At 37.7% G+C, this 24,215-nt stretch carries 20 protein-coding genes; 12 read left to right on the top strand and 8 right to left on the bottom strand.

Annotation, left to right across the window (positions count from 1 at the left end; translation table 11 throughout):
* Positions 1-11: 11 nt before the first annotated feature.
* A complete protein-coding gene (locus AAV97_RS06865) occupies positions 12-2,468 on the top strand; it encodes a DNA internalization-related competence protein ComEC/Rec2 (protein WP_046760182.1) in 2,457 nt (818 codons plus the stop codon).
* On the opposite strand, the gene AAV97_RS06860 is transcribed toward AAV97_RS06865, so the two are convergent.
* The gene (locus AAV97_RS06860) at positions 2,439-3,398 is read right to left on the bottom strand and encodes a lysophospholipid acyltransferase family protein (protein WP_046760181.1); all 960 of its coding nucleotides are present in this window, start codon (positions 3,396-3,398) and stop codon (positions 2,439-2,441) included. The two genes, AAV97_RS06865 and AAV97_RS06860, sit on opposite strands and share 30 nt — an antisense overlap.
* Before the next feature lie 195 nt (positions 3,399-3,593).
* Between AAV97_RS06860 and sppA the strand changes: the two genes are divergently transcribed.
* Together sppA and AAV97_RS06850 are read left to right on the top strand one after the other, a co-directional pair.
* A complete protein-coding gene (sppA, locus tag AAV97_RS06855; protein WP_004831461.1) occupies positions 3,594-4,625 on the top strand; it encodes a signal peptide peptidase SppA in 1,032 nt (343 codons plus the stop codon).
* Positions 4,626-5,006: 381 nt separating this feature from the next.
* A complete protein-coding gene (locus AAV97_RS06850) occupies positions 5,007-5,804 on the top strand; it encodes an alpha/beta hydrolase (protein WP_042090280.1) in 798 nt (265 codons plus the stop codon).
* A 154-nt stretch (positions 5,805-5,958) separates the two neighbouring features.
* Here the strand turns inward: AAV97_RS06850 and purN are convergent, their stop codons facing one another.
* The gene (gene purN / locus AAV97_RS06845; protein ID WP_005029963.1) at positions 5,959-6,591 is read right to left on the bottom strand and encodes a phosphoribosylglycinamide formyltransferase; all 633 of its coding nucleotides are present in this window, start codon (positions 6,589-6,591) and stop codon (positions 5,959-5,961) included.
* An 8-nt stretch (positions 6,592-6,599) separates the two neighbouring features.
* The gene (gene purM / locus AAV97_RS06840; protein WP_004831458.1) at positions 6,600-7,670 is read right to left on the bottom strand and encodes a phosphoribosylformylglycinamidine cyclo-ligase; all 1,071 of its coding nucleotides are present in this window, start codon (positions 7,668-7,670) and stop codon (positions 6,600-6,602) included.
* Positions 7,671-7,805: 135 nt separating this feature from the next.
* Here purM and cxpE point away from each other — a divergent pair, with 135 nt between their 5' ends.
* From cxpE to AAV97_RS06805, 7 genes are all read left to right on the top strand, one after another.
* On the top strand, positions 7,806-9,008 hold the full coding sequence (gene cxpE / locus AAV97_RS06835; RefSeq protein WP_046760180.1) for a chloramphenicol efflux transporter CxpE: 1,203 nt from the start codon (positions 7,806-7,808) through the stop codon (positions 9,006-9,008).
* Between the two features lie 15 nt (positions 9,009-9,023).
* Complete coding sequence (hda, locus tag AAV97_RS06830) at positions 9,024-9,731, top strand: DnaA regulatory inactivator Hda (protein ID WP_004831456.1); 708 nt, start codon at positions 9,024-9,026, stop codon at positions 9,729-9,731.
* Between the two features lie 176 nt (positions 9,732-9,907).
* The gene (rbtA, locus tag AAV97_RS06825; RefSeq protein WP_009584874.1) at positions 9,908-11,716 is read left to right on the top strand and encodes a rhombotarget A; all 1,809 of its coding nucleotides are present in this window, start codon (positions 9,908-9,910) and stop codon (positions 11,714-11,716) included.
* Between the two features lie 10 nt (positions 11,717-11,726).
* Positions 11,727-14,165 carry a CSLREA domain-containing protein gene (locus AAV97_RS06820; RefSeq protein WP_046760179.1) on the top strand — a complete coding sequence of 813 codons (2,439 nt, stop codon included), beginning with the start codon at positions 11,727-11,729 and terminating at the stop codon, positions 14,163-14,165.
* Between the two features lie 168 nt (positions 14,166-14,333).
* Entirely contained in the window at positions 14,334-15,116 is a 783-nt protein-coding gene (locus AAV97_RS06815; RefSeq protein WP_046760178.1) for a hypothetical protein, read from the top strand.
* 54 nt (positions 15,117-15,170) lie between these two features.
* Positions 15,171-16,280: a toxic anion resistance protein gene (locus tag AAV97_RS06810; protein ID WP_100886276.1), complete on the top strand. Its 1,110-nt coding sequence runs from the start codon at positions 15,171-15,173 to the stop codon at positions 16,278-16,280.
* A gap of 48 nt (positions 16,281-16,328) precedes the next feature.
* Positions 16,329-17,246 carry a hypothetical protein gene (locus AAV97_RS06805; RefSeq protein WP_052945860.1) on the top strand — a complete coding sequence of 306 codons (918 nt, stop codon included), beginning with the start codon at positions 16,329-16,331 and terminating at the stop codon, positions 17,244-17,246.
* 90 nt (positions 17,247-17,336) lie between these two features.
* Here the strand turns inward: AAV97_RS06805 and AAV97_RS06800 are convergent, their stop codons facing one another.
* Positions 17,337-17,957 (bottom strand): DsbA family oxidoreductase, encoded by a 621-nt coding sequence (locus AAV97_RS06800; protein ID WP_004831448.1) that lies wholly within the window; start codon positions 17,955-17,957, stop codon positions 17,337-17,339.
* A gap of 406 nt (positions 17,958-18,363) precedes the next feature.
* On the opposite strand from AAV97_RS06800, the gene ahpF reads away from it, so the two are divergent.
* Complete coding sequence (gene ahpF, locus AAV97_RS06795) at positions 18,364-19,929, top strand: alkyl hydroperoxide reductase subunit F (protein ID WP_046760177.1); 1,566 nt, start codon at positions 18,364-18,366, stop codon at positions 19,927-19,929.
* A 142-nt stretch (positions 19,930-20,071) separates the two neighbouring features.
* Here the strand turns inward: ahpF and AAV97_RS06790 are convergent, their stop codons facing one another.
* Entirely contained in the window at positions 20,072-20,740 is a 669-nt protein-coding gene (locus tag AAV97_RS06790) for an FMN-dependent NADH-azoreductase (protein WP_004831446.1), read from the bottom strand.
* A 114-nt stretch (positions 20,741-20,854) separates the two neighbouring features.
* Between AAV97_RS06790 and AAV97_RS06785 the strand changes: the two genes are divergently transcribed.
* Positions 20,855-21,739, top strand: coding sequence for a LysR substrate-binding domain-containing protein (locus AAV97_RS06785; RefSeq protein ID WP_046760176.1), 885 nt, complete (start codon positions 20,855-20,857; stop codon positions 21,737-21,739).
* 185 nt (positions 21,740-21,924) lie between these two features.
* Here AAV97_RS06785 and AAV97_RS06780 read toward each other — a convergent pair whose 3' ends face one another.
* The 3 genes from AAV97_RS06780 to arsC all read right to left on the bottom strand — a co-directional run bounded on the left by AAV97_RS06780 (position 21,925) and on the right by arsC (position 24,179).
* Positions 21,925-22,176 carry a YfhL family 4Fe-4S dicluster ferredoxin gene (locus tag AAV97_RS06780; protein WP_046760175.1) on the bottom strand — a complete coding sequence of 84 codons (252 nt, stop codon included), beginning with the start codon at positions 22,174-22,176 and terminating at the stop codon, positions 21,925-21,927.
* 9 nt (positions 22,177-22,185) lie between these two features.
* On the bottom strand, positions 22,186-23,586 hold the full coding sequence (yegQ, locus tag AAV97_RS06775; RefSeq protein ID WP_004831441.1) for a tRNA 5-hydroxyuridine modification protein YegQ: 1,401 nt from the start codon (positions 23,584-23,586) through the stop codon (positions 22,186-22,188).
* Between the two features lie 164 nt (positions 23,587-23,750).
* Positions 23,751-24,179, bottom strand: a complete 429-nt coding sequence (arsC, locus tag AAV97_RS06770) for an arsenate reductase (glutaredoxin) (protein WP_046760174.1) — start codon at positions 24,177-24,179, stop codon at positions 23,751-23,753.
* Between the last annotated feature and the right edge of the window lie 36 nt (positions 24,180-24,215).

The following is a 24,215-nucleotide window of genomic DNA, read 5'->3' as shown; positions in this document are numbered from 1 at the left end:
CGAACAATTATATGTCTCTATATTGCCTCTTGATCGGATGGATATTGGGTGTTTCATTGATGGGATATCCGTTGCCGCAACATATTAATCTGTTACTTTGTTTAGGTATCGGAGCAAATCTTCTGCTGATTGTAGGTCATTATTTCAACTATAAAATCATTACCTCTGTATATTTTAAGCTTCTTCAAACAGCTTTAATCACTTTAGTCAGTGGTTTACTCGGCTGGCATTATGCAGATAGTGCATTGTCGCAGCGACTGACGTTAAGAGATACACCACACTATCAAATTGATCAAATTATCTATATTGCTCACATCAATAAAGTTAGACAGAAAACGTCGACATCTAGCGAAAAATTTTCAAATACTGCTACGATTCAACAAAAAGTTCAGCTTTTAGCACCTAAACAGACCACACAACTCATACTATATGCCAATCCATCCCAAGCAGAGCTTTTACAACTAGGGCAGTACTATCGGGTGACTGGACAAATTAAGCCCATCCACGGCTATGCGGTAGACGGCACATTCGATAAAGAAAAATGGAGTATTCAAGAAAATATTTTGGGTATATTGCAACCCAAGTCAATTGATCTCATTGATTCTGATGAGGTTAAACAGATGGGGTATGCTGCATTTGTTGACCATCAACACACATGGTGGAAACAAGCACAATTGAAAATAGAAAAATTAAGATTCGATTTTAGGAACTTAATTGCTCATTCGTCTTTACAGCATAAAGGATTATTACTGGCACTATTAACAGGAGATGAAAGTTTATTACCCAGTGCGATCCAAGATTTATTTAAAAAAATGGGAATTTCCCATCTATTGGCAATCTCGGGTCCTCATGTATTGATTTTTGCGACACTTTTTTGCTTTTTATTCAATGTAGTCATCAAGCAAATTTTCCCCGCTATCTTTTTAAAAGTGCCACGACCGTATTTACTGGTTTACCCATTTTTAATCTGTGTGGTGTTTTATACCGCTTTTGTCGGTTTTGAAATTCCAGCACTTCGAACCATGCTGACGATCATCATTTTAAGTTTGATCATTTTGTTAAAACAAAAAATTCAACCGCTTAAACATCTATTGTTGGCTGCCAGCATTTTATTATTGTTCGATCCTTTTAGTATTCTTTCAGCAGCATTTGCCTTGTCTTTTGGAACATGTTTTATTTTGATTCGAATTTATCAAACGATTCAGCAACAAGATCAACAACAGATTGATACATGGAAAACACAAAGCAAACGTTTTATTTATCTCTTGATCGAATCTCAATGGAAAATTTTTATTGCACTCATGCCATTGGTTTTATGGGTCTTTCAACAATTCTCTTGGCTTGCACCCCTGAGTAATTTGATTGCAATTCCAATGATGGCGTTGATTGTACCTGTTGAAATAATCGCAGCCTCTTTGAGTTTTTTTTCTGAGTCTCTTGGATTATGGATATTTCAGTTTTCTGATCTGCTTCTTTCGATTTTGGTCACAGTATTAGAACTATTCGATCAATCTTTAGGGGGAGAGTTGAGCTGGTGGGCATTGAGCCAACTCGAGATTTTATGTATCGCATTTGCCATATTTATTGTGTTTCTTCCTCAAGGAACAGTTCCTAAATTTTGGGCTTTGTTATGCTTAAGCCCGTTATTTTTACCTCAACAAAGCGCTTCAATTTTTCAGTTGAATGTTCTAGATGTTGGACAGGGACAGGCCGTGCTTATCAGATTACCCCAACATAACATGCTGATTGATACTGGCGGTTCATGGGATGAAACTCAATTGAGCATCGGGCAACAGGTGATGTTACCTTATCTGATGCGACAAGGGGTTAGCCAGCTTGATCAAGTGATTTTAACCCATCTAGATCAAGATCATAGTGGGGCATTTACACAGATTGCAAAGCAGATCAAGATTGATAAAGTTTTTTCCAATGAACAGCATGAAGGTTTTAAACCGTACTCATTTGAATATTGTCAGCAAGGACAAGTCTGGCAATATGGTGAGATTCGTATTTCGATATTATCGCCTGCCCAGAATAAACTCAGTCAGGTGGCATATAATAAAAATGAACAGTCCTGTGTGGTCTATATTCAAGTACCACAATCAAAGTCCTATCAAAACTTTTTGCTGATGGGTGATGCAGGTTGGGAAACTGAGTTTAATTTATTACAACAATATCCTGAGTTGAACGTAGATGTGCTTGTATTGGGACATCATGGTAGTCAGAACAGTTCTTCTTATGCCTTTTTAAAACAACTACAGCCTAAACTTGCTATCGTATCGGCAGGATACAACAATCGTTATGGTCACCCTCATCCGATCGTATTAAAACGTCTGGCTCATTTGAATATTCCACTAAAATCTACCAGTCAACAGGGCACTATTCAAATTGATCTTGATCGCCATGGAGAAATGAAAATAAACAGTTTTCGTGACAGGCTAAAATGGCTGGGCAGGGCTGAAAGTTGAGCCATTGCGGATGAGCTTTGCCATTTCCATTGCTTCTTTATTTGGAACATTATAAATCTGTTTAAGCAGTGGATGGGCCTTAAAGCGTTTATAACTCCAATGATAATGTTCGGGATATCGGCAAATAAGCTGTTCCAATAATTGATAAATCATTCGTGTGCCTTGGTTGGCATCGACTTGATAGATTTCTTCATCAATAGGTTGAATGACCATGTCAAAACCTTGATTGTCATTTCTGATGGCATATAAGAACAGTGCTTTGGCTTTGGTTTTTTGAATCAATTTAGCACTTAAATTGCTTGAAGAAAGAGGAATACCAAAGTACTCAATCAGTTCACCTCCCTGATGAGGGGTATGATCAGGCAGAATTACGGTTGTTCCACCTTGTTTCAAGGCTCTAAAAATTTGACGCACACCTGATTCATCCGTGGGTACAAGGGTAGCATTTTCACGACTTCGTGCAGCACGTACAAAATTATCGGCACTGACATCTTTGATCGGTTCATACATGATGGTCATTTGAGTGTATTGTGCAAACCAAGCATTCATAACTTCCCAAGTTCCAAAATGCGGCACGATTAGTACTAAGCCTTTACCTGCTGCAATGGCATCATGAAAATAATGTTCACCTTGTATATGATGAATACGATCAATATTTTTTTGATTTGATCCACCCCAAACGGTAAAAAACTCCATATAAGACTGTAATTCATTGCGAATGGCGTGTTCTGTAATTCTTTCGCGTTGCGCTTTGTCTAATTCCGGAAAGCATATTTCGACATTGAGACGAATAGTTTCAGATGTCTTGGTGATACGTAACAAATTCACTAATCCAGCTAAAATTCGGGCAATAAAACGAGCCACAGGAATAGGAAGCTGGCTGAAGAAATTGAGCAATCGCGTGGTTATGGTTTTATGTTTATCAGTCATCTGGATCAAGAATTTATTACTGAGGTGAATAGGGTAAACTTGGTTTTAGCAGGCTTTTGCAAGCCACTACACTATATCAATAAGCCCTAATTTTAAGATTTAGCGAAATATTATAAGTTAAATCGTAATGATTAAATAGATTATACGGATTCCGTGTATATAATGAAGCATGAATAATTAATTTGGATGGTATAAATGTCCGATTGGCCACCTAAACCTCAAAATGACAATACAAATTTAAACTCGAATGTAGGTCAGCAACCTACAGGGCAGGAATGGAAGATCTTAGAAAAAGCAGTTCTTGCCTCTGTAGAGGAACAGCGCCGTAGTCGACGTTGGGGAATTTTCTTCAAAATTCTGACTTTTCTTTACATTCTCTTTGTTTTGGTTGCATTAGTAAAAAGTTGTTCTTTATCCAGTGCGGATGATGCTTCAATGACCTCTGAAAATCATTTAGGCGTGGTCAATATTGTGGGCACAATTGACTCAAGTAGTCAGGGTGTTAATAGTACTGATACGATCAAATCGTTAAAGAAAGCATTTGAAGCAAAATCAGCAAAAGCTGTGGTATTGAATGTGAACTCACCTGGTGGGTCTCCTGTTCAATCTGATGATATTTGGCAGGAAATTCAGTATCTTAAAAAGCAGAATCCTGATAAAAAAGTCTATGCGGTGATTGGTGATATGGGGGCTTCAGGTGCTTACTATATTGCTTCTGCTGCTGATGAGATTTGGGTAAATCCATCAAGTTTGGTTGGCTCTATTGGTGTCATTATGCCTAACTATGGGGTCAGTGGTTTAGCCCAGAAGTTAGGCGTTGAAGATCGTACGATGACGTCTGGTAATAATAAAGACATTTTGAGTATGACCAAGCCAATTAACCCTGAACAACGTGCACATATTCAAGCATTATTAGACAATGTCCATGATCATTTTATTGATGCTGTAAAACAAGGTCGTGGTGCCAAGTTGAAGTCGCAAGACCCTGCAATTTTTTCTGGCTTATTCTGGACAGGTGAGCAAGCAATCAAACTCGGTATCGCCGATAAAGCCGGCAATATTGAAAGTTTAAAACGTGAGTTAAAAGTCAAAAAAACAGTGAATTACACAGTTGAACGGAGTCCATTTGATTCAATTATCGGACGTATGGGTTCAGAAATGGGGCATGGTCTCGGTGAGGCAATTAACCAAAAACTGGGTACCAACCAAGATGTTAAAATGCAATAGTTTTAAATACTTGATATGTAAAGCGTGATCTGTGATTGATCACGCTTTACAGCGTGAAAACCATACTATAAAAAGCCAATCTTTCATGTTTATACAAATTTAATGCGATCAGAGAAAAACCAACCATGTTTGATCAATAGTTAAAAATATACAAATACTGAATAGTCCCTCGATGATCAACACCACCAGTTAATGAAAGAAAATTAAGCAAAATCAAAGTTTTCCTATCTTCATTTATTATCAATAGATTTAAACTGAATTCAAAAGAATAATCTAAACAGTCTAAAAAAAGTGTTTAACGCAAGCCAAGTTATCCTATACAGTGTTTTCAATTGCCTAGATTTTTGAATGTAAAAGGAACACATGACTCGCTTATCTCAGATGAAACCTGTTATTCACTTTGCTCATGCCAACGGTGTACCTTCAAAGGTATATACAAAACTGTTTGATTTGTTAAAAGATCAATATGATGTCATTTATGTCTCTTTACTGGGAACTGATCAACGTTATCCGATCGATAACAATTGGTCTAACTTTGCTGATCAAGTGATTGATAGCATTGTGCAACAATCCAATGGTCGTAAAGTCATTGGGCTAGGGCATTCTTTAGGCTCTGTTGCGACATTTTTAGCTTCGTTTAAGCGCCCAGATTTATTTGAGCAAGCGATTTTGCTAGATCCCCCTTTAATTATGGGGAAAGCCTCTTTATTTTTTAATCTTGCAAAAACTTTTTTTCCAAAAAAAGTCGATCAAATTACCCCAGCGCATTTAAGCTTACGTCGACGAGATCATTGGGAATCACGTCAACAAGCAGCAGAGCTACTGAGACCCAAAGGTTTTTATCAGCATTTTGATGGAGATTGTTTTCAAGCATATATTGATCATGCCTTAACGGAAGATCATGTGCGAGGTGGAGTCACTTTAACCATTCCTAAAGATGTGGAAGTTGCAATTTTTAGAAGTGGTCCATCTTATTGGTGGTTGCCGCATCCACAACCGCAAATACCTGTAGATTTGGTGATTGGTTCAGAGAGTCCATTTTTAAAACGTAAATTTCCTCAAATCGTGAAAAAGAAATTTAATATTCCTTTTACAGTCACATCAGGGGGACATATGTTTCCTTTGGAGCATCCAGTTGAAACAGTTGAACTCGTCAAGCAATTGATACGAAAAAAATAATTGCTTTAAGGGGATATAGATTTTTCTGTAGACAGACGATTACATGCGTATTGAATTTGTTTTGGAAATTTATAATTTTGAATTGAATGATGTTGAGCAATAAAAAATGCATCCTAAGATGCATTTTTGGAGCATATTTCAACCTAAAAGTTGTTTAAAACTGACAGAACTGAATTGGTTTTTCAAGCATTTGCCCTTTATATAACACTTGACCATTATCCAAATGTTGAAGGGTGCCATTACAGATCCACTCAACGGCTTGAGGATAAATTAAATGTTCAAGAACATGTACACGTGCTGCAAGAGATTGTACATTGTCATGCAAATCAACTTTTAAAATGCCTTGTGTTAACGCCTGACCTGCATCCAATTCAGCGGTGACATAATGCACAGTACAACCATGCCACACATCCCCAGTTTTTAAAACACGTTCATGGGTATGCATACCTTTATAGTTTGGTAAGAGAGAAGGGTGGATATTCACCATTTTACCTTGCCAAGCATTTACAAATGGAGCACTCAAAATGCGCATAAAACCCGCGAGAATGACCAAATCAACATCCCAATCTTTTAATTGCTGATGCATAACATCATCAAATGTTTCACGATTAGGATAATTTTTATGTTCAATTACACGAGTCGCAATACCTGCTTTTGTCGCGCGCTCTAAAGCATATGCTTCAGGTTTATTGGAAATTACCCCGACAATTTGCCCTGAAAGATTGGCATCAATCAAGGCTTGTAGATTACTTCCACTGCCTGAAACAAGTACAGCAATTTTAATCATGCGAAAACTTAGGCAAAAATGACACGAATTTTTTCGTCAGCGCCTTCAACAGAAGCTGGATTTTCCTGAATATGACCAATTTTCCAAGCTTTTTCGCCTTGAGCGGTCAACACTTCAATGGTTTTATCTGCATCATTCGCATCAACGGCAATCACCATGCCCACGCCACAGTTGAAAGTGCGGTACATCTCAAATTGTTCAACACCACCTTCACGTTGTAAAAGTTTGAACAGTTCAGGCCATTCCCATGAAGACTCATTGATTACAGCCTGAGCACCGTTTGGAAGTACACGTGGTAAGTTACCCGGTAAGCCACCACCGGTAATATGAGCCATGGCATGTACATCAACTTGCTTGCAAAGTTCAAGAACTGGCTTAACATAAATACGCGTTGGTTCCATTGCAACATCTGCAAGTGGGCGACCATCAATGATTTGTGTTAAATCAACGTTTTTCACATCCAGAATTTTACGAAGCAAAGAGTAACCATTTGAGTGCGCACCAGAAGATGCTAAACCAATCAAAACGTCACCCGCTTTAACTTTAGAGCCATCAATAATTTTGCTTGCTTCAACAACACCTACAGAAAAACCTGCAAGATCATAGTCTTCGCCTTCATACATTCCTGGCATTTCAGCAGTTTCACCGCCGACTAAAGCACAGCCTGCAAGTTCACAGCCTTGACCAATACCAGTCACTACATTTGCAGCAACATCAACATTGAGATGACCTGTTGCATAATAATCAAGGAAGAATAAAGGTTCTGCACCACACACTAAAAGGTCGTTTACACACATTGCAACCAAGTCTTGACCAATTGTGTCATGACGGTTTAAGTTTAATGCTAAACGTAGTTTTGTACCGACACCATCTGTACCTGATACAAGAACTGGTTCTTCATAACCTTTAGGAATTTTGCAAAGTGCACCGAAGCCGCCTAAACCACCCATTACTTCAGGGCGTGTTGTGCGTTTAGCGACTGATTTGATTCGATCGACAAGTGCGTCGCCCGCTTCAATATCGACACCAGCGTCTTTATAGCTTAAACCAGTGTTTGGGGTAGAAGTTGAGTTGCTCATAATTGAAGTCTCCGCATTCGCGCGAGGATTATACCTGAATATACGAAACTCTTATGTTATTTATGCGCCAAAATGTTATCTTTATTAAAATATTTTACTCTCAATAATGATTAAATTTGAAAAAGGCGTGATTCGATGCATGATCGGACTTTAAAACGAATTTTTATTCTTGCTGCAATCGCTTTTGTTCTATGGATTTTGTACTTACTGAAACCAGTCGTGATTCCATTTGTCGCTGCATTTCTGGTCGCTTATCTGTTTAGCCCAGTAGTTGAAAAGCTGACTAAATTTTTACCACGCTGGCTGTCTATTTCAGTGGTATTTATCGGAATAGGTGTATTGCTGACTTGGGCAATTTGGTTTGTGGTGCCTTTGGTTTGGAAACAATTAATCTATGCGCGCGACAGTATTCCTGCTGGAATTCATTGGGTGAATGCGACTTTTTTACCGTGGTTATCCAATAATTTTAATGTAGAGCACATGGAGCTTGATACAGACCAGATTTCTAAAGTGGTCATGGACTATGTACAAACCAACTATAGTGCAGACAGTATTCAATCGATGGCGTTAAAAATCGCGCAGTCTGGATTAAGTTTTATTTCGATTGGCGGTACGATTGTTTTAATTCCAATTATCGCATTTTATTTCTTGCTCGATTGGAACCGCATGTTAGAAAGCATGAAGGGATTTATTCCGCGCCAATATGAAAACAGCGTTCTAAACATCGTTGCTGAATGTCATAGTGTTTTGGGAGCTTTTGTCAAAGGTCAATTTTTAGTCATGGTCTTGTTGGGCATCGTATATGCCGTTGGCTTACAGTTGGTTGGATTGGAAGTCGGATTGATTATTGGGATGATTGCAGGTCTATGCAGCATTATTCCGTATTTGGGTTTTGGTGTAGGTATTATTGCCGCCATTATTGCCTGTTTCTTCCAATTTGGTCTTGATGTAAAACATTTATTGATGGTTTTAGCGGTATTTGGTGTTGGGCAATTGATCGAAGGATACATTCTGCAACCTTTCCTTCTTGGGGATAAAATTGGTTTATCACCAGTCGCTGTGGTTTTTGCGGTACTTGCTGGTGCGCAATTAGGCGGCTTTGTTGGGATGTTGATTGCGCTTCCTGTTGCTGCGGTGATCGTCGTTTTACTGAAACATCTCAAAGAGTTATATCAAAGCAGTCAATTCTATAAGTCAGAAAGTACACTGGTCACCATACAAAATACTGGAAGTTCTGAGACAATTTCGGTTGAAAGCGATCAAGTTGATCTTGATATTGAAGTAAAAAACACGCAAGATACTGATGAATCGATTAAAACTGATCAAAATCCACTTTAGGAATGATTTGAATATATGCGTCAATTACAGTTGGATATAGAACCACAACTGGATGCCAGAATTAGTGATTTTTCTGGACCGGGTTGGGGACCTGTAATTGATGCTGTGCGTCAGCTTCATGCGGGCTTGATGAATCGTTTCTATATCTATGGTGGTGCTGGAACTGGAAAAAGCCATTTACTCTCTGCAATTTGTGATTCTTATTTAGAAATTGGTAAGTCTGCAATAAAAGTATCTTTACTGGAGTTGTTGGACGCTCCCATAGAAGCAATTACTTCCCTTGAAAGTTATGATCTGGTTGCCTTAGATGATATTGAGGCGATCAGTGGTGTGCCACATTGGCAAAAAGCAGTTTTCCATTTAATCAATAATAATAATGAAGATGGCGGGCAGTTGGTATTCTCATCGAGATTTGCGCCGATTGAATTAAAGCTCGAACTTCCTGATTTACAATCACGTTTAACCCAAGCAGTAAGTGTAAAAGTACCGAGTGGGCAGTCTTATGCAGATCGTCATGCATTATTACATTCTGTTCTGGAACGTCGGGGTGTACATTTTGACCCGCAAATAACGGAATATTTGCTATTACATGGACCACATCAAACGAGTACACTACTGCAATCTGTTGATCAACTAGAAAAATTATTGAAGGGTGAGAAAACTAAATTATCTCATGCGACACTAAGGCAACTCTATGCATTGATTGATGAGTATAGACAATAATTATTTGTATTTTATAGTGATTTTTGATCTATCTTTAATCTGATATGTGATCGACAGCGTATAAATAAAAATTCTTGAGAATTTTTATTAGCTGTGACAAAGTACGCAAAAAGGACTGATAGCAAAGCATTATGCTGGCTAATAAGAAATAATTAAAAGAAATCAAGGAGACTATAATGCTCAAACGGGGCATAGGCTTAGGATTATTATGTATTACTGGTCATGCATTCAGTGCAAATATTACTGTCACTACAACAGATGATATTGTAAAAGCAGACGATCAGTGTTCATTAAGGGAAGCAGTTGAATACGTCAATCAGGGCATGCCTGAAGCTGGCTATAACGGATGTGGTGGTAAAGATGCAACAGCAAAAATCATGTTGCAGGCAAATAAAGAATATTCACTGAATAGCCAAATACATATTTTAAAAGATGTGGCATTTGGCTCCGATTATCAAACCAATGTTAATGATACTGAGTCTATTGTTGGACGAAGAAATGCCATCATTAAAATGGTAGGTAAAGACCGTTTATTTCGAATTGAAAAAGCAATTGATCCAAACGCAACCACTCCTCCTGCAATGCTTAGTGTTGCTTTTGATGAGATCACTTTAAAAGGATGCGGGCAGTCGAATTGTGCGGATCAAGGTGGTTTGATTTATAACAAAGAATCGTTGGGTATCAGTAACGGTCAGCTTTTAGATGGTTCTGCCCGACAAGGTGGCGCAATTTATAATGCGGGTATATATAGCGCAAATACCGCGCTCAGTTCTGTGGTATTGTCAAAAACTTTAATTAAAGGCAATAAGGCAGCAGAGGGAGGCGTCATTTATACTGAGCTGCCATCATTTGTTATTTCTCAATCATTGATTCGAGACAATGAAACAAGCAACAGTAGCAGTTCAAATTTTGAAACACAAAATCAATTTTCAGAAGATGCATTAAAAGCGATAGGTGCTTCTGTTTTGTTTGGAGTCGTAAACAGCACGATTTTTAACAATAAAGGCTATGTGATTAAAATTTATGATGCGATGCAAGTTAATAACATCACCATGATTTTAAATAGTATGGGTTTGATTGTGAATGCACCGCAGAAGAAGGGTTATGTTGCCAATAGTATTATTGCGCAAAATGGTGCACAAGATTGTACTGTGGTGGCTGGTGGAGAAGCTGAGCAAATCAGTAATAACCTCTACTCATCAGGCTGTGCTGGGTTTAAATCGACTGCAATGGGGAATGCTCAACTGATTGCAGGCGCAACAACTGAAGGTAAATGTGACTATAGTAGCAATGGTATTTTATGTCCTTTTGCAGAGTCTCCTACGATTGCCTTAGGATATTTTTTACCAAGAATTTTACCGAGCTATAATTCAGCAGAAGACTCGTTGATTATTAATCATGGACCTGCAGCACAAGATAAAATATTGTCATGCTCAGCAACTGACCAGCGTGGCAAGAATAGAGACATAAATGCTGAATTGTGTGATCGTGGTTCAGTTGAATTGGTGATTGACACGAGTAATATCTCTCTCGTTGGACAAGACATTCTGTATGGTGAAAAAGCTAAATTTTCCATTGCTGATCAGTTGCAAGATGGGGAGTTGGTGAGCCCTGAAAAATGTAAACAGATCTTCAATCGAGATGTGGATGACAATGGTAAACCATGGCAAATCGGTTGTCTTAAAACAGTGCAAACCAATACACCGTCTAAGGGTAGCTTAGTGATTGATCAAGCGGGTGATCTGGTTTATACCCCGAATGGGAATTGGCAAGGTTCAGATGAATTTAAAATTAGTGTAGTGACATCCACAACAAGTTTTAATAAATCAGATAACCCTTATATCACGATACCTGCACGAGTTGTACAAAGAAAACCTGATGATTTTAAAGATTATAAAGTCAAAACATCTGGCGGAAGTTTAGGGTTTTTCTCTATCGTAGGTCTTATTGGATTAGCTGGTTATAGACGTTTAAAAAATAAGTAAGGGATTGACGATGAAAAACTATAAAAAAGGATTTCTGACACTTGTTATATTGTCGACCATGTCATTAATGGCGGCAGAAGATAAAACGATTTATGTCACGACTTTTGATGATGAAGATGGGACAAATCCTGACAAGTGTTCTTTGAGAGAAGCATTACACGCTGCTGCCATACACAAAGCTTATGGTGGCTGTAGTGCTGGGCAAATATATTCAACAGTGCCGAACGTGATTCAGTTAGAAGCAGGTGAGTATAAGTTAAACAAAGAGTTAAGACCAAATTCTGATGTCTCTATCGTTGGGAAAGAACCAGGAGACTACAGTCGCCCTGATGTACTCACCAACCAATTTCCTGCGGCAACGCCAATCAAAACCACAATTTCTGGTCAAGGCAATTCACGTATTTTTAATACCATCTATGAAAATAAACCAGGCTTAGTGCTCAATGATTTAATTTTAAAAGATGGTTCAAGTTTAGGTGACAGTAATTACAGCGTTGGTGGGGCAATTTATGCAGGTGGAGCACTGACTTTAAATAATGTCACTGTCCTGAATTCCAAGGCAAAAGTTGGTGGTGCGATTTATTTAAATGATGTGACCAGTTCACTCAATATAAATTATGGCGTTTTTGATGGAAATAGTGCGGACCAAGGCAGTGTACTTGGGATGACGTGCTCAGATAATTTGGGATTTACGACACGTACCATTGGAATAAACTATGCAAGTTTTCTGAGAAATGGATCTGAAAATAGCCTAAGTATGTTTAGCTTTTGTGGACAACCTTCGGTTACATTTACCGCCAATACCATTAGCAACAACATAGCAAATTCAAATCAAGGCAGCATTATTCAATTCACGCAAACGACCCCGCAAGGAAAGGTGAATTTGAGTGATAATTCTGCATTAAGTTTAGTGAGCAATACCATTGTTAGAAATACAGCATGGTCAACATTGTTATATGGTTTTAATGGAATAAAAGCATTAAGTAATAATATATTGGCCTACAATACTGGCAAGTCTTGTCGTTATGCAGATGGTGATGTCAGCAAGGTTGAAAAATCAGGTGTTGTATTGAACTATAATGCTTTGACAATGTCCGCTGGAAATGATCAATGCGAAGTTGCAGAAGAAGTCAGGAAAGACGACAAAGACAATACCTTTGATGTCAGCAATATTAACTTCTCAACACTTTTAAATGAGCTTGAGCCACCTAGTGAATCTACTGGTTTTATGCCAATGTATTTTCCTAAAAACTTAGGGACAGACAAAGATCTGGTGGATATCGGTTATACAGGCTGTAGTGGTAAAGATCAGCGTGGTGTAACTCGTGTCATTGCAGAAAATTCGAATGGTGAAAATGATGTTGCCAACTCTTGTGATATTGGCTCAACTGAAGTTTTACGCTTAACGGCAAATAATCTTAGCGCAACCAATAGTTCTGTCGTAGAAATGTTGAACTCTTATCAAACTGTACTGGATAATTATAATAAGTTATTGGAAGATCCAGCGACCAATAAAGATTATATTCCTTTTTATAAAATACAGTCTGAGACGTACAGTAACTTAATCAAATACACCAAATCTGAGCAGAAATATCGGACAATATTTGTGGATCCTTTTGCCGCGAATCTGCCTGCCGAGATCGTAACAAAAGATGCAAATGGTCAAGATACACGTCTGGTAAAACATTTAAATACGGATAACTATACAGTAACTGTAAAAGCGCTTGGTGTGGGCACATTGAATGATAAAAAGGTATTTGTAGGCAAAGAAGATCCAAACTTTAAATGTGAATGGAATCCAAATCTGAAGAGAATCATGTTATGGCGTATCAATGATAATGTTACACCATCAGGTGATAATGAATTCTGTAGTTATCAGTTGCAATTAATTGCAGATCCAAGCATAAAATCTTCTGCATATATCATTGGAAGCTTTACCAATATTGCACCAATCGCTAAAGACGCAACATTGAATATTGAATATGGTTCAACCAAACCATTGGATGTTGATTTACTGCAATATGCCAATGATGACGGTGATGGAAATGTTGCAGCCTTAACAGCAAAACCGAATAAACCAAAATTCTATGTCAATCCAGAAGGGATTGAGCTGCCTATTCGAATTGCAAATACCATTGACCCTGTAGTGATTACATCAGACCGTAGTGGACCATGTCCTGGCGATGACGGTAAATATACCTGTTATAGCGGTAAGGTTCATATCCAACTCAGAAGTACACTTGATCCATTCAGTTATAATTTTACTTACTATGTGTATGATGCTGATGGGAAAATTTCAAATTCAGCGACAGTGAAATTGCAAAACTCAGGAACAGCACCAGGCAGTCCACGTGTCAGTGGTGGTGGGGCGTTTGGATGGGTGAGTTTATTTGGTTTGTTTGGATTGGTCGGGTATCGTCGCTATCAGATGTATAAACAAGCGAAATAACAATTGAGGTTTATAAAACCAGCTTTTCGAAGCTGGTTTTTTTATATCTGTATATTTTTTGCTATTTAGTTAGGCTTTAAGCTGAATTTGTATTATAAGTTTTAATTAGACAGGGTGAGTCTGATGATTGCCCTTAAATCATTGAAAAATTATTCATTTTGAACTGATATGAAACAATTTACTGTACTGACTCCACTTGAACAGATTTCTTGTAATGCTGATGAATTGCTTTCCATTAAACGTAATGACCTCGTTCCATTGTTAGATAATCAAACCCGACTCAATTTGTATGCGGATCAATTAATCCAAGCACAGTCGGTACTGTTAAAAAGTATTGATCCGAATTTGACACAAAAGTTAAGTCAAATTATTGCGCAAATTATTGAGCAGTTATCAGCATCAAAGAAAAAGTTGAACCAAAGAAAATTCAACGCCATACAAAAATGGTTGGGCTTAGATTTAGAGTTTAGTGTTGGTCAAGTAAAGTATTTAAGAGATTTAGAGAGCTCAATTGATGAAGCCAAACAATTAAGCCAACGATTGCAAGTTGAAATTCAAAAGTCAGAATCTCGTTTTCAACAAGCCAATGGTCTAAGAGAGCAAATGGCAAAATATATTCGTGCAGCACAGGAATTTTTAGATGAATATCCTGTGTTTGTGCAACAACGTCATCCTTTGGATAATTTTTCCGAGCGTTTGTCAAAAAAGATCAACACTTTGCAGACTTTACAAGCCAGTAATGATATTGCATTGGCACAGATGCAGTTAACGCAACAACTTTCCTTAACATTATTGGATCGTTTTAATGAAGCGCAACACGTCTTAATTCCTGCATGGCAGTATCATGTGAAACAGAGCAGTGCACAAAATTCTTTGGTGACGACTGAAGAACTTGATAAAAGTCGTGATAAATTAATTCAATCTTTAAAGAAATCATTAGAAAATAAATAGGGTAGATCTATGAGCGATTCGAATCAGCAACCATTAACAACACAAGCAGATTCTATGACAGCAAAAACAACAGAATCAAATTCTCCACTAGAAATCCAAAAATTTGAACAATTGAATCTCAAAGAAATTGGTTTAAATACAGAGGATTTTAATGAGGTTGTTAATGCCCATAAAGACTTGGCAAATATTAACCATGCAGCAGTTGCTGAGTATGGAAAAAATATTGCAAGCAAGACCTCCTCTTATACTGATGAATTATTGAATCTGGTTAAAAATAAAGACCTCGATGTGACTGGGCAAAAGTTGAATGAAGTGGTACAAGTTGCACAACAGCTCAACACATCGAGTATTTTGAACCAATCAAAAAGTTCAGGATTTATTGGCAGTCTTTTAAATAAGTTTAAAGGCGCAAAACAAAGTTTTGACCAACATTTTAATACCACCAAAGAACAAATTGATTCACTGGTTAAAGAAATTGAAACTTCGCAAACGGGTTTAAAAGCACGTGTAGATACCTTGGACCGTATGTTTAACGGTGTACAGGAAGAATATCGTCAATTGGGGATTTATATTGCAGCTGGGCGGATTAAGCAAGAGGAAGTACAACAAGAGATTGCCTATTTATCTGCACAAGAACAAGATCAAAAAACCAATCAACGTGTTTATGACCTCAATCATTTAGCCAATAATTTAGAAAAAAGAGTCAGTGATTTACAAGTTCTGCAACAATCTGCAATGCAAACTTTGCCAATGATTCGAATCATTCAGTCAAATAATATGATGTTGGTTGATAAATTCTATGCCATTAAAAACATCACATTACCAGCATGGAAAAACCAAATTAGTTTAGCGATTTCTTTAAATGAACAACGCAACAGCGTACAACTTGCCAATACGATTGATGACGCGACCAATGAGCTGTTAAAACGCAATGCCGATTTGCTCCATCAGAATTCAGTAGATACAGCCAAAGCCAATCAACGTTCAGTGATTGATATTGAAACACTTGAACATGTTCAAAATACCCTCATTAAAACAGTGAATGATGTGATTCAGATCCAAAAAGAGGGCATGCAAAAGCGTGAAGAGGCTTCAACCCGAATCAAAGCTTTGCAGTCGAACTTACAGCAGTTGGTCTTGGACAATACTGCGCAGCAATCTTGAAATCAATCTTAAATGTGCTCATTGATGTCTTGAATAAAGGTGTAATACTTGACTGAAAAAAATCAACATGCTGTAGATATTCAGCAAATAGAACATGGATTAAAAATGTTGCAACGCCGTAAGTGGAATCTTACGGCAGCAGCAGTGGTACTGTCCGCTGTTGGTGTAGCAAGTTTGATTTCTTTATTTTTTCAGCAGGAATGGGTCTTTAACATGTTTGGGGTGGCTCAACATGTGCATCAATTGCATCTACCTTATATGGTTGATCAGCAATTAAGAGACGCAATTTATCAACCTGATTATTTGATGAACGCTTTTTCATGGTTGGGTTGGTTAATTTTAAAATTGATCGTTTCTTTTATTGGGGCATTTTTTGTCATTAAATTACTTAAAAAGTTACGATTTTTCTTAGTTCGTTTTCAGTCATTTATACTCAAATTTGTTGCATGGCTCATCGCTTTTATTGTGATATGGTCAGGTTTGACCTATGTACAATATGATCTAAAAGATGAGGGTGACAAAGAACTCAAAGCTTTTGTTCGTTATGATCAAAATATTCAACACAGTAATATTTACCAATATCTCAATAAATCTGAATTGCCAGAGCCTGTACAAAATTATTTATTGGCACAGACCGCATTAATGCACAAACCTGTAGATCAAGTGGTTGCAATAGTCTATGCAGAAAAGCTCATCAAAGCAGAGCAAGGCGATCCTCAATTCTTAGAATATGGATTTAAGCCAGAACAGTTATGGACGATTCAACATCAAGTATTTGATCAAGCGGTTTCACCACTTGCCAAAGGTGTAGAAACGCAAGTGAATCGTGCAAATTTTTGGTCTAATATTGTCGAAAAGATATTATGGGGAATTGGGGCAATTGGCTTAGTGTTAGGGTTATTCTTCTATTTGATTGCTTATCGGATGAGCAAACGTTTACAGCGGATCGGTCATCGGATGAGTTAATGTTGTAACTGTGATAGCCCGGATTTCAAGTGAATAAAAGGCACTTTTCACTTTGATGAAAAGTGCTTTTTATGGTGTGATTGGAATTAACTAAGCTACATCTTTTGCTCGTTGGGTAATGAGTTCCTTGAGTTCAAGTGTATCGAAAGTTTTATCCCAAATTTCACCATCAACTAAATAGTAAGGGGTTGGGTGCTTACCAAAGCTCTGTACATAATGGGTAATTTCAGCTTGTTTATCCGCAACTTCTTTATGCTGAATCGAACGTAGTACTTTATTGCCGTCCAGCCCCATACCTTCAATGACTTGTTTCAGCACTTCAGGATTAGCAATGTCTTTACCATGCGCAAAAATAGCGTGAAATAAAGCTTGGGTTAAAGCAAACTGATCAAAGACATTATCCAAAGCTAAAATTGCCTGATGCGCCAAGCGACTATTGGGCATACGTTTCATATGCTCAATATCAACGGTTAAGTCTTGACTATATGCAGCAAATTTTGCCATATCGAGTTTACGATTTGCCTCTTTAGTTCCGTATTTTTCAGTCAAATATTGGTAAATATCGAGGCCTTGTTCCGGAATTTCTGGTAAAACTTGCACAGGTAATAATTCGATTTTTTTCGCCGTAGGCTGATTCCAATGCTGTTTAAGTTTTTCAAACGCAACATAGCTCATTGGATAGACGATATCGAATACGAACTCTATTTTCATTGTTTTACCTCATCACTGATGTATTTAGAAATTGTGATTAAGTACACGTTGTTGTACTTAATAGGAGAAACGACAACATCAATTTAGCTTAAAACTTTGTGCAATCGTCGCGCACGTTTTTTTGTAGAAAGATGGTCGAAGAAATATTATTTTTATTGAAAATTAATTTAATTTTAAGTTTCGAGGTTGCAATGATTTCGATTGATTTTATCGACAATGCCCCGATATAGAAAAGGAATTTAAAAATTTAAGTATGATAAGGGGGGAAGCAATGATGCATATTAAACAGATAAAGGTTAAACTAAAAAACCGATTGATTTAATGAAAACAAACTGTTTTATCTATTTTTTAAATAGACGTAATATATATTCAACGAAAGAAATTTACTCCCTTGGAGATTGTTAGCATGTTAGATACAAATACTTCTGCTCAATTAAAAACTTTGTTAGAGCGTCTTGAAAGCCCAATTGAAATTGTTGCTTCTTTAAATGGTTCTGAGAAATCAGATAAAATTAAAGAGTTGGTAACAGAAATTGCGGCACTTTCAGATCAAGTCACAGCACGTTTTGATGGTCAAAATGAGCGTAAACCTAGCTTTGGTATCGCAAAAGTAGGTGAGCAACCACGTGTATTCTTCGCTGGTTTGCCAATGGGACATGAGTTCACTTCACTGATCTTGGCTTTGTTACAAGTTTCTGGTTATGCACCAAAAGTTTCTGATGAAGTTTTGGCGCAAGTGAAAGGCTTGAATCTTACAGCAAACTTTGATGTGTTTGTTTCTTTAAGTTGCCATAATTGTCCAGATGTTGTTCAAGCATTGAACTTAATTGCGATTAATAACCCTGGTACGACTGCAACCATGATTGATGGTGCATTCTTCCAAGATGAAGTTGAAGAACGCAAAATTTTAGCTGTCCCGATGGTTTTCCAAAATGGCGAACATATTGGTCAAGGTCGTATGACTTTGGAAGAAATCGTTGCGAAATTAGACAGCGGTGCTGCGGCTAAAGATGCTGAAAAGCTGAATGCTAAAGACGCGTTTGATGTATTGGTGATTGGTGGTGGACCTGCTGGTGCAACATCTGCGGTATATGCTGCACGTAAAGGGATTCGTACAGGTATTGTTTCTGAGCGCTTTGGTGGTCAGGTTATGGATACCATGGATATTGAAAACTTTATTTCAGTTCAGAAAACTCAAGGTCCAAAGTTTGGTTCTGATATGGAAGCACATGTACGTGAGTACGGTGTGGACATTATGAACTTACAAAAAGTAAAAAACATTGTAGGTGCGGATCAAACAACCAATGGTTTGGTTAAAGTTGAACTGGAAAATGGTGCAAAACTTGAATCAAAAACAGTCATCTTGTCAACAGGTGCACGTTGGAGAGAAATGAATGTACCTGGCGAGAAAGAGTATAAAACACGTGGTGTTGCATACTGCCCACATTGTGATGGTCCATTATTCAAAGGTAAAAAAGTTGCTGTGATTGGTGGTGGTAACTCTGGTGTGGAAGCAGCGATTGACCTTGCTGGTATTGTTGAGCATGTTACCTTGATCGAGTTTGATACTAAACTACGTGCTGACCAAGTACTTCAAGATAAGCTCAATAGCTTGCCAAATACTACAGTGATCATGAATGCACTTTCTACGGAGGTGATTGGTGATGGTTCTGTCGTGACAGGCTTGAAATATAAAGATCGTGCCACTGATGAACTTCATACCCTTGAACTTGCAGGAATCTTTGTACAAATTGGCTTATTACCAAATACAGATTTCCTAAAAGAAACTGCTGTAGAACTTTCTAATCGAAATGAAATTGTGGTGAATGATCGCAATGAAACCAATGTGAAAGGTGTCTTTGCTGCAGGTGACTGTACAACCGTACCTTATAAACAAATCATCATTGCCGCTGGTGAAGGTGCAAAAGCTTCTTTATCTGCATTTGATTATATTATTCGTTCAGGTCAATAATGACTTGAACACTGTTGAAGTGTAAAGTCAGCATAGTCTCGATGATACTGACTTTAGCACTGTTAAACTGATGGCTTTACCCTTGATAGGAATTGAGTTGCTAACAGCTCAATTCCTTTTTTGTCATAAATGTTGAATGACTTTATAGGGTTGTTTTTGTCTGTAGATTTCTAACGAGTGTTCGGGTTTTTTCTTCAGCAGCAAGTATAGAGTTTTCTAGCAACGTGCCGCCAGTTTCCTGATGTTCAATGGCGATTTCATGAATTTTTTTGATCCCGATAAAATTAAATGCAGTTTTTATAGCAGGCTCTACATGGTTGGCAAAAGGCGCATCAGCTGAATCAAAATCATGTCCACCACGAGCAGAAAGAAGTACCAGATTTTTTTGATCATCGATCAGACCTGAATATGGCTGTGCTTGGGTGATATCAAAAGAATAGGTTTTATTCATACGCACAAGATGATCAATATAGGCTTTTAGATGAGCAGGAGGTCCAAAGTTATACATGGGTACGCCCAGTACAATTACATCCGCCCATTGTATTTCTTCAATCAGTTCATCACTGAGTTTTAAGCGTTGTTGTGCTTTTTCTTCGGATTCTGCATAGCCGAATTCTGAAATGATCCATTCTTCATCAATATAAGGTATGGGATCTTGTCCTAAATCACGATACTTAATATCAATAGATGAATCATTTTCACGCCATTGTTGAATAAATAATTCCGTCAAACGTCTGCTTAAAGAACCATGTGGGTGTGTTCCAGAAATACCACTTCTTAAACTGGTGTCTATTTTAAGTATATTCGTCATATTAATACGCTGTTGTTGATGTATTCATTATGATTTTTATTTAATTTGAAAAAAACGACAAACGATAAAAATACATGTTATAAATGAATTTAATTCATCCATGCATGTGATTTCATGGCTTTACATAATACACTCGAACAATTGTTGGCTTTTCAATATGTCGCAGAAGAACTGAGCTTTAAGAAAGCAGCAGATCAGCTCTTTTTAACGCCAACGGCTTTAAGCCATCGCATCAAAAAGCTAGAACAGCAATTGAATTTACAATTGTTTGAACGACGCACAAGATCAATTACGCTGACACCTGAAGGGGATTATTTGTTGAAGCATGTGCGGACTGGATTTGAACAGATTCAATCTGCTTTACATCAACTTGAACAGCATAAACAACGACTTTTCACTATCACAACGACACCATCATTTGCAAGTGAATGGATCATTCCGCATTTGCCCGAATTGCAACAGCGTTTCCCCAATATTATGTTTCGGGTGCATGCAAGTTATGATTTGGTCAATATGGCTTCCGGTCTATATGATTTAGCGATTCGTTATGGTTCTGGAGGCTATCAGCATGTCAATGCTGAATTTCTTGCAACGGATGAATATGTTGCTGTTGGACATGCCTCTTTAGATATAGAATCAATGGATTGGGCGAGCGTGCCATTGATTCACTTTACTTGGGGCGATGAATACTGCCCTAATTTGGTCAATTGGCAAAAATGGTTTGAAAAACAAGGTCTGCACATACATGCAGGACAACCACAAGTGTTTTATACACAGGAAAGCCATGCAATTCAGGCGGTATTGTCAGGGCAGGGCGTAGCATTATTAAGCCGTACCGCAATTGCCAATGACTTAAAACTCGGACGTATGAAAATTGTTTCTGAACATATTGAAACAGCATGGAACTATTATTTATTGACATTGCCTAACGCAGATTTTGTTGTTGAAGAGGTCAAAAGATGGTGCAGAGAGAAATTTTCACAAGATTATTTGGACTAATTCAATAAGAAAAAGCCAAAGTGTTCCCCAAATACACTTTGGCTTCTCCTTAATTTTATTGTTTTACCCTGTTAATGAGCTGCGCTGCCACTGCCCAATTCCATGTTGTTTATTGTTGTTGTTATTTGCTGATATATTGATAAAGCAAAATACGTTCCAAGATCAGCACTTGTTAAAAAAACTTTCTATCCAAAGAAACTTAGATAATGAAAACGATTTAACAATTGCGCTTGGCTTTCAATCTGCTCAGGATTTTGAACGATGCATTCAATAGGACAAACATCTACACAAGTTTGGCGATCATAAAATCCAACGCATTCTGTACAACGTTCGCTATCGATTTCATAAATATCCTGACCCTCAAAAATTGCTTGATTGGGACACTCTGCAACACACATATCACAATTGATGCATTTATCAGTAATCATTAAAGCCATTTTGATATCCTATACTGCTTGGTAAGCCAATGATGACGCTGAAATATCAGCAGTTGAATTAGGTAAGTTTCTAATTAATAAAGCATATTGCATATCAACATCCGCAGGGATTGGGATTTCGACAATATGCCCAGATCCTTTTGCATCCACAATAGGCTGTCTCTTTTTGTCCAATATCTGATTAAGCGTAAAGGTGATATTGCCCGATGTTGTCATCAGCTCCAGCGAGTCTCCGACTACAAAGCGATTTTTTACATCAATTTTGATGTAATCCTCATTTCTTTCTAGCACTTCGCCCACAAATTGTTGATGGTCAAAACGAGATGAGCCCGTTTCATAATTTTGATATTCAGCATGCACATGTCTGCGTAAAAAACCTTCGGTATAACCACGATTTGCTAAACCTTCGAGTTGTGTCATCAAAGCCCAGTCAAACGGTTTACCCAGTTGTGCATCATCAATCGCTTTACGGTAGATTTGCGCCGTTCTTGCGCAATAAAAGTAAGATTTGGTGCGTCCTTCAATTTTTAAAGAATGGATGCCCATCTTGGTTAAGCGATCTACATGTTGAACGGCACGTAAGTCTTTAGAATTCATGAAGTAGGTGCCATGCTGATCTTCTTCAGCAGCAAACATATCTTCTTCATGACGTTGTAATAAAACCGGCTCGCCAAATTGATGTTGTTGTATGGCGTGTTGCTCGTCGGCATCTTTATTGTTGCAACATACTGATGCTGTCTCCAGTGATTGGACTGGAATGACATCCCCAGATGCATCTTCTGCTGCTTCGTGAATATTGTACTCCCAGCGACATGCATTGGTGCAAGCGCCTTGATTTGCATCACGTTTATTCATATAGCCTGAAAGTAAGCAACGACCGGAATAAGCCATACAGAGTGCACCATGTACGAAAACTTCAATTTCCATATCGGGTACATTCTGCTTAATTTCCTCAATTTCTTCGATAGATAACTCACGTGACAAAATCACACGAGTGAGTCCCATATTTTTCCAAAACTTCACTGTTGCCCAATTGACTGCATTTGCTTGTACAGATAGATGAATCGGCATCTGTGGAAAGTTCTCTCGTACCATCATAATCAAGCCTGGATCCGACATGATGAGCGCGTCTGGTTGCATTTCAATGACAGGTGTAAGGTCGCGAATGAAGTTTTTTAATTTAGCATTATGCGGTTGGATATTGACCACAACATAAAATTTTTTACCCAACGCATGTGCTTCGGAAATTCCAATTTTTAAATTGGCATGATCAAATTCATTATTACGAACTCTTAAACTATAGCGAGGTTGACCTGCATATACAGCATCTGCACCGTAGGCAAATGCATAACGCATATTTTTCAGTGAACCTGCTGGAGAGAGAAGTTCTGTAATGTGAGAGATGCGCATAAAAATCTAAAGGCATACTAAAAATATGGTTTTATTGTAAGGGTTTAAAAATAAGATTCAACCTAGTAAAACACTCAGGATTATTAGGTTGATTTACAGTTAAAAATAAATTAATTCAATCATTTATGTTTAATTTATATTCCTTTTATGCACGTCGATAAGAATTATTTCACTCTTTTTAATGCTTGATTGATAATAATTTCACCATCTTCTTTAGAAAATGGATGTAATTGTGGGGCAGGTAATATGTCTAAAACCATTTCAGAAGGACGGCATAAACGAACACCTAATTCAGTGACGACGAAAGGACGATTAATCAGAATAGGGTGTTGCAGCATGAGTTCGATGAGCTGATCATCATTGTATTGTTGCCGTTCTAAATTTAAAACTGTGTAAACTTCAACATTTTTACGTAGTACATCTTTGATAGATAAACCCGATTGTTGGATGAGCTGAATTAACTGTTGTTTGCTGGGTGGATGATTTAAATACTCAATGATTTCTGGCTCTATTCCCGCATTGCGAATCAGTGCAAGAGTATTGCGGGAAGTCCCACAGTCAGGATTGTGATAAATTTTAATTTGAGATGACATAGATTTTATGGCGCCATAGTGATTTGTGATCTTGTA

Origin of the sequence: Acinetobacter sp. Ag2, from assembly GCF_001005515.1 — a bacterium.
GTDB lineage: Bacteria > Pseudomonadota > Gammaproteobacteria > Pseudomonadales > Moraxellaceae > Acinetobacter > Acinetobacter bereziniae.
This window is presented reverse-complemented; position numbering and strand designations above follow the sequence as displayed.

What these genes read in the sequence shown, in the direction of transcription:
- AAV97_RS06780 (WP_046760175.1), bottom strand. Translation starts at nt 22,176, where the DNA reads ATGGCTTTAATGATTACTGATAAATGCATCAATTGTGATATGTGTGTT.
- AAV97_RS06785 (WP_046760176.1), top strand. Translation starts at nt 20,855, where the DNA reads ATGGCTTTACATAATACACTCGAACAATTGTTGGCTTTTCAATATGTC.
- AAV97_RS06850 (WP_042090280.1), top strand. Translation starts at nt 5,007, where the DNA reads ATGAAACCTGTTATTCACTTTGCTCATGCCAACGGTGTACCTTCAAAG.
- cxpE (WP_046760180.1), top strand. Translation starts at nt 7,806, where the DNA reads ATGCATGATCGGACTTTAAAACGAATTTTTATTCTTGCTGCAATCGCT.
- ahpF (WP_046760177.1), top strand. Translation starts at nt 18,364, where the DNA reads ATGTTAGATACAAATACTTCTGCTCAATTAAAAACTTTGTTAGAGCGT.
- AAV97_RS06800 (WP_004831448.1), bottom strand. Translation starts at nt 17,957, where the DNA reads ATGAAAATAGAGTTCGTATTCGATATCGTCTATCCAATGAGCTATGTT.
- AAV97_RS06860 (WP_046760181.1), bottom strand. Translation starts at nt 3,398, where the DNA reads ATGACTGATAAACATAAAACCATAACCACGCGATTGCTCAATTTCTTC.
- sppA (WP_004831461.1), top strand. Translation starts at nt 3,594, where the DNA reads ATGTCCGATTGGCCACCTAAACCTCAAAATGACAATACAAATTTAAAC.
- AAV97_RS06820 (WP_046760179.1), top strand. Translation starts at nt 11,727, where the DNA reads ATGAAAAACTATAAAAAAGGATTTCTGACACTTGTTATATTGTCGACC.
- hda (WP_004831456.1), top strand. Translation starts at nt 9,024, where the DNA reads ATGCGTCAATTACAGTTGGATATAGAACCACAACTGGATGCCAGAATT.
- AAV97_RS06815 (WP_046760178.1), top strand. Translation starts at nt 14,334, where the DNA reads ATGAAACAATTTACTGTACTGACTCCACTTGAACAGATTTCTTGTAAT.
- arsC (WP_046760174.1), bottom strand. Translation starts at nt 24,179, where the DNA reads ATGTCATCTCAAATTAAAATTTATCACAATCCTGACTGTGGGACTTCC.
- purN (WP_005029963.1), bottom strand. Translation starts at nt 6,591, where the DNA reads ATGATTAAAATTGCTGTACTTGTTTCAGGCAGTGGAAGTAATCTACAA.
- rbtA (WP_009584874.1), top strand. Translation starts at nt 9,908, where the DNA reads ATGCTCAAACGGGGCATAGGCTTAGGATTATTATGTATTACTGGTCAT.
- AAV97_RS06810 (WP_100886276.1), top strand. Translation starts at nt 15,171, where the DNA reads ATGACAGCAAAAACAACAGAATCAAATTCTCCACTAGAAATCCAAAAA.
- AAV97_RS06865 (WP_046760182.1), top strand. Translation starts at nt 12, where the DNA reads ATGTCTCTATATTGCCTCTTGATCGGATGGATATTGGGTGTTTCATTG.
- yegQ (WP_004831441.1), bottom strand. Translation starts at nt 23,586, where the DNA reads ATGCGCATCTCTCACATTACAGAACTTCTCTCTCCAGCAGGTTCACTG.
- purM (WP_004831458.1), bottom strand. Translation starts at nt 7,670, where the DNA reads ATGAGCAACTCAACTTCTACCCCAAACACTGGTTTAAGCTATAAAGAC.
- AAV97_RS06790 (WP_004831446.1), bottom strand. Translation starts at nt 20,740, where the DNA reads ATGACGAATATACTTAAAATAGACACCAGTTTAAGAAGTGGTATTTCT.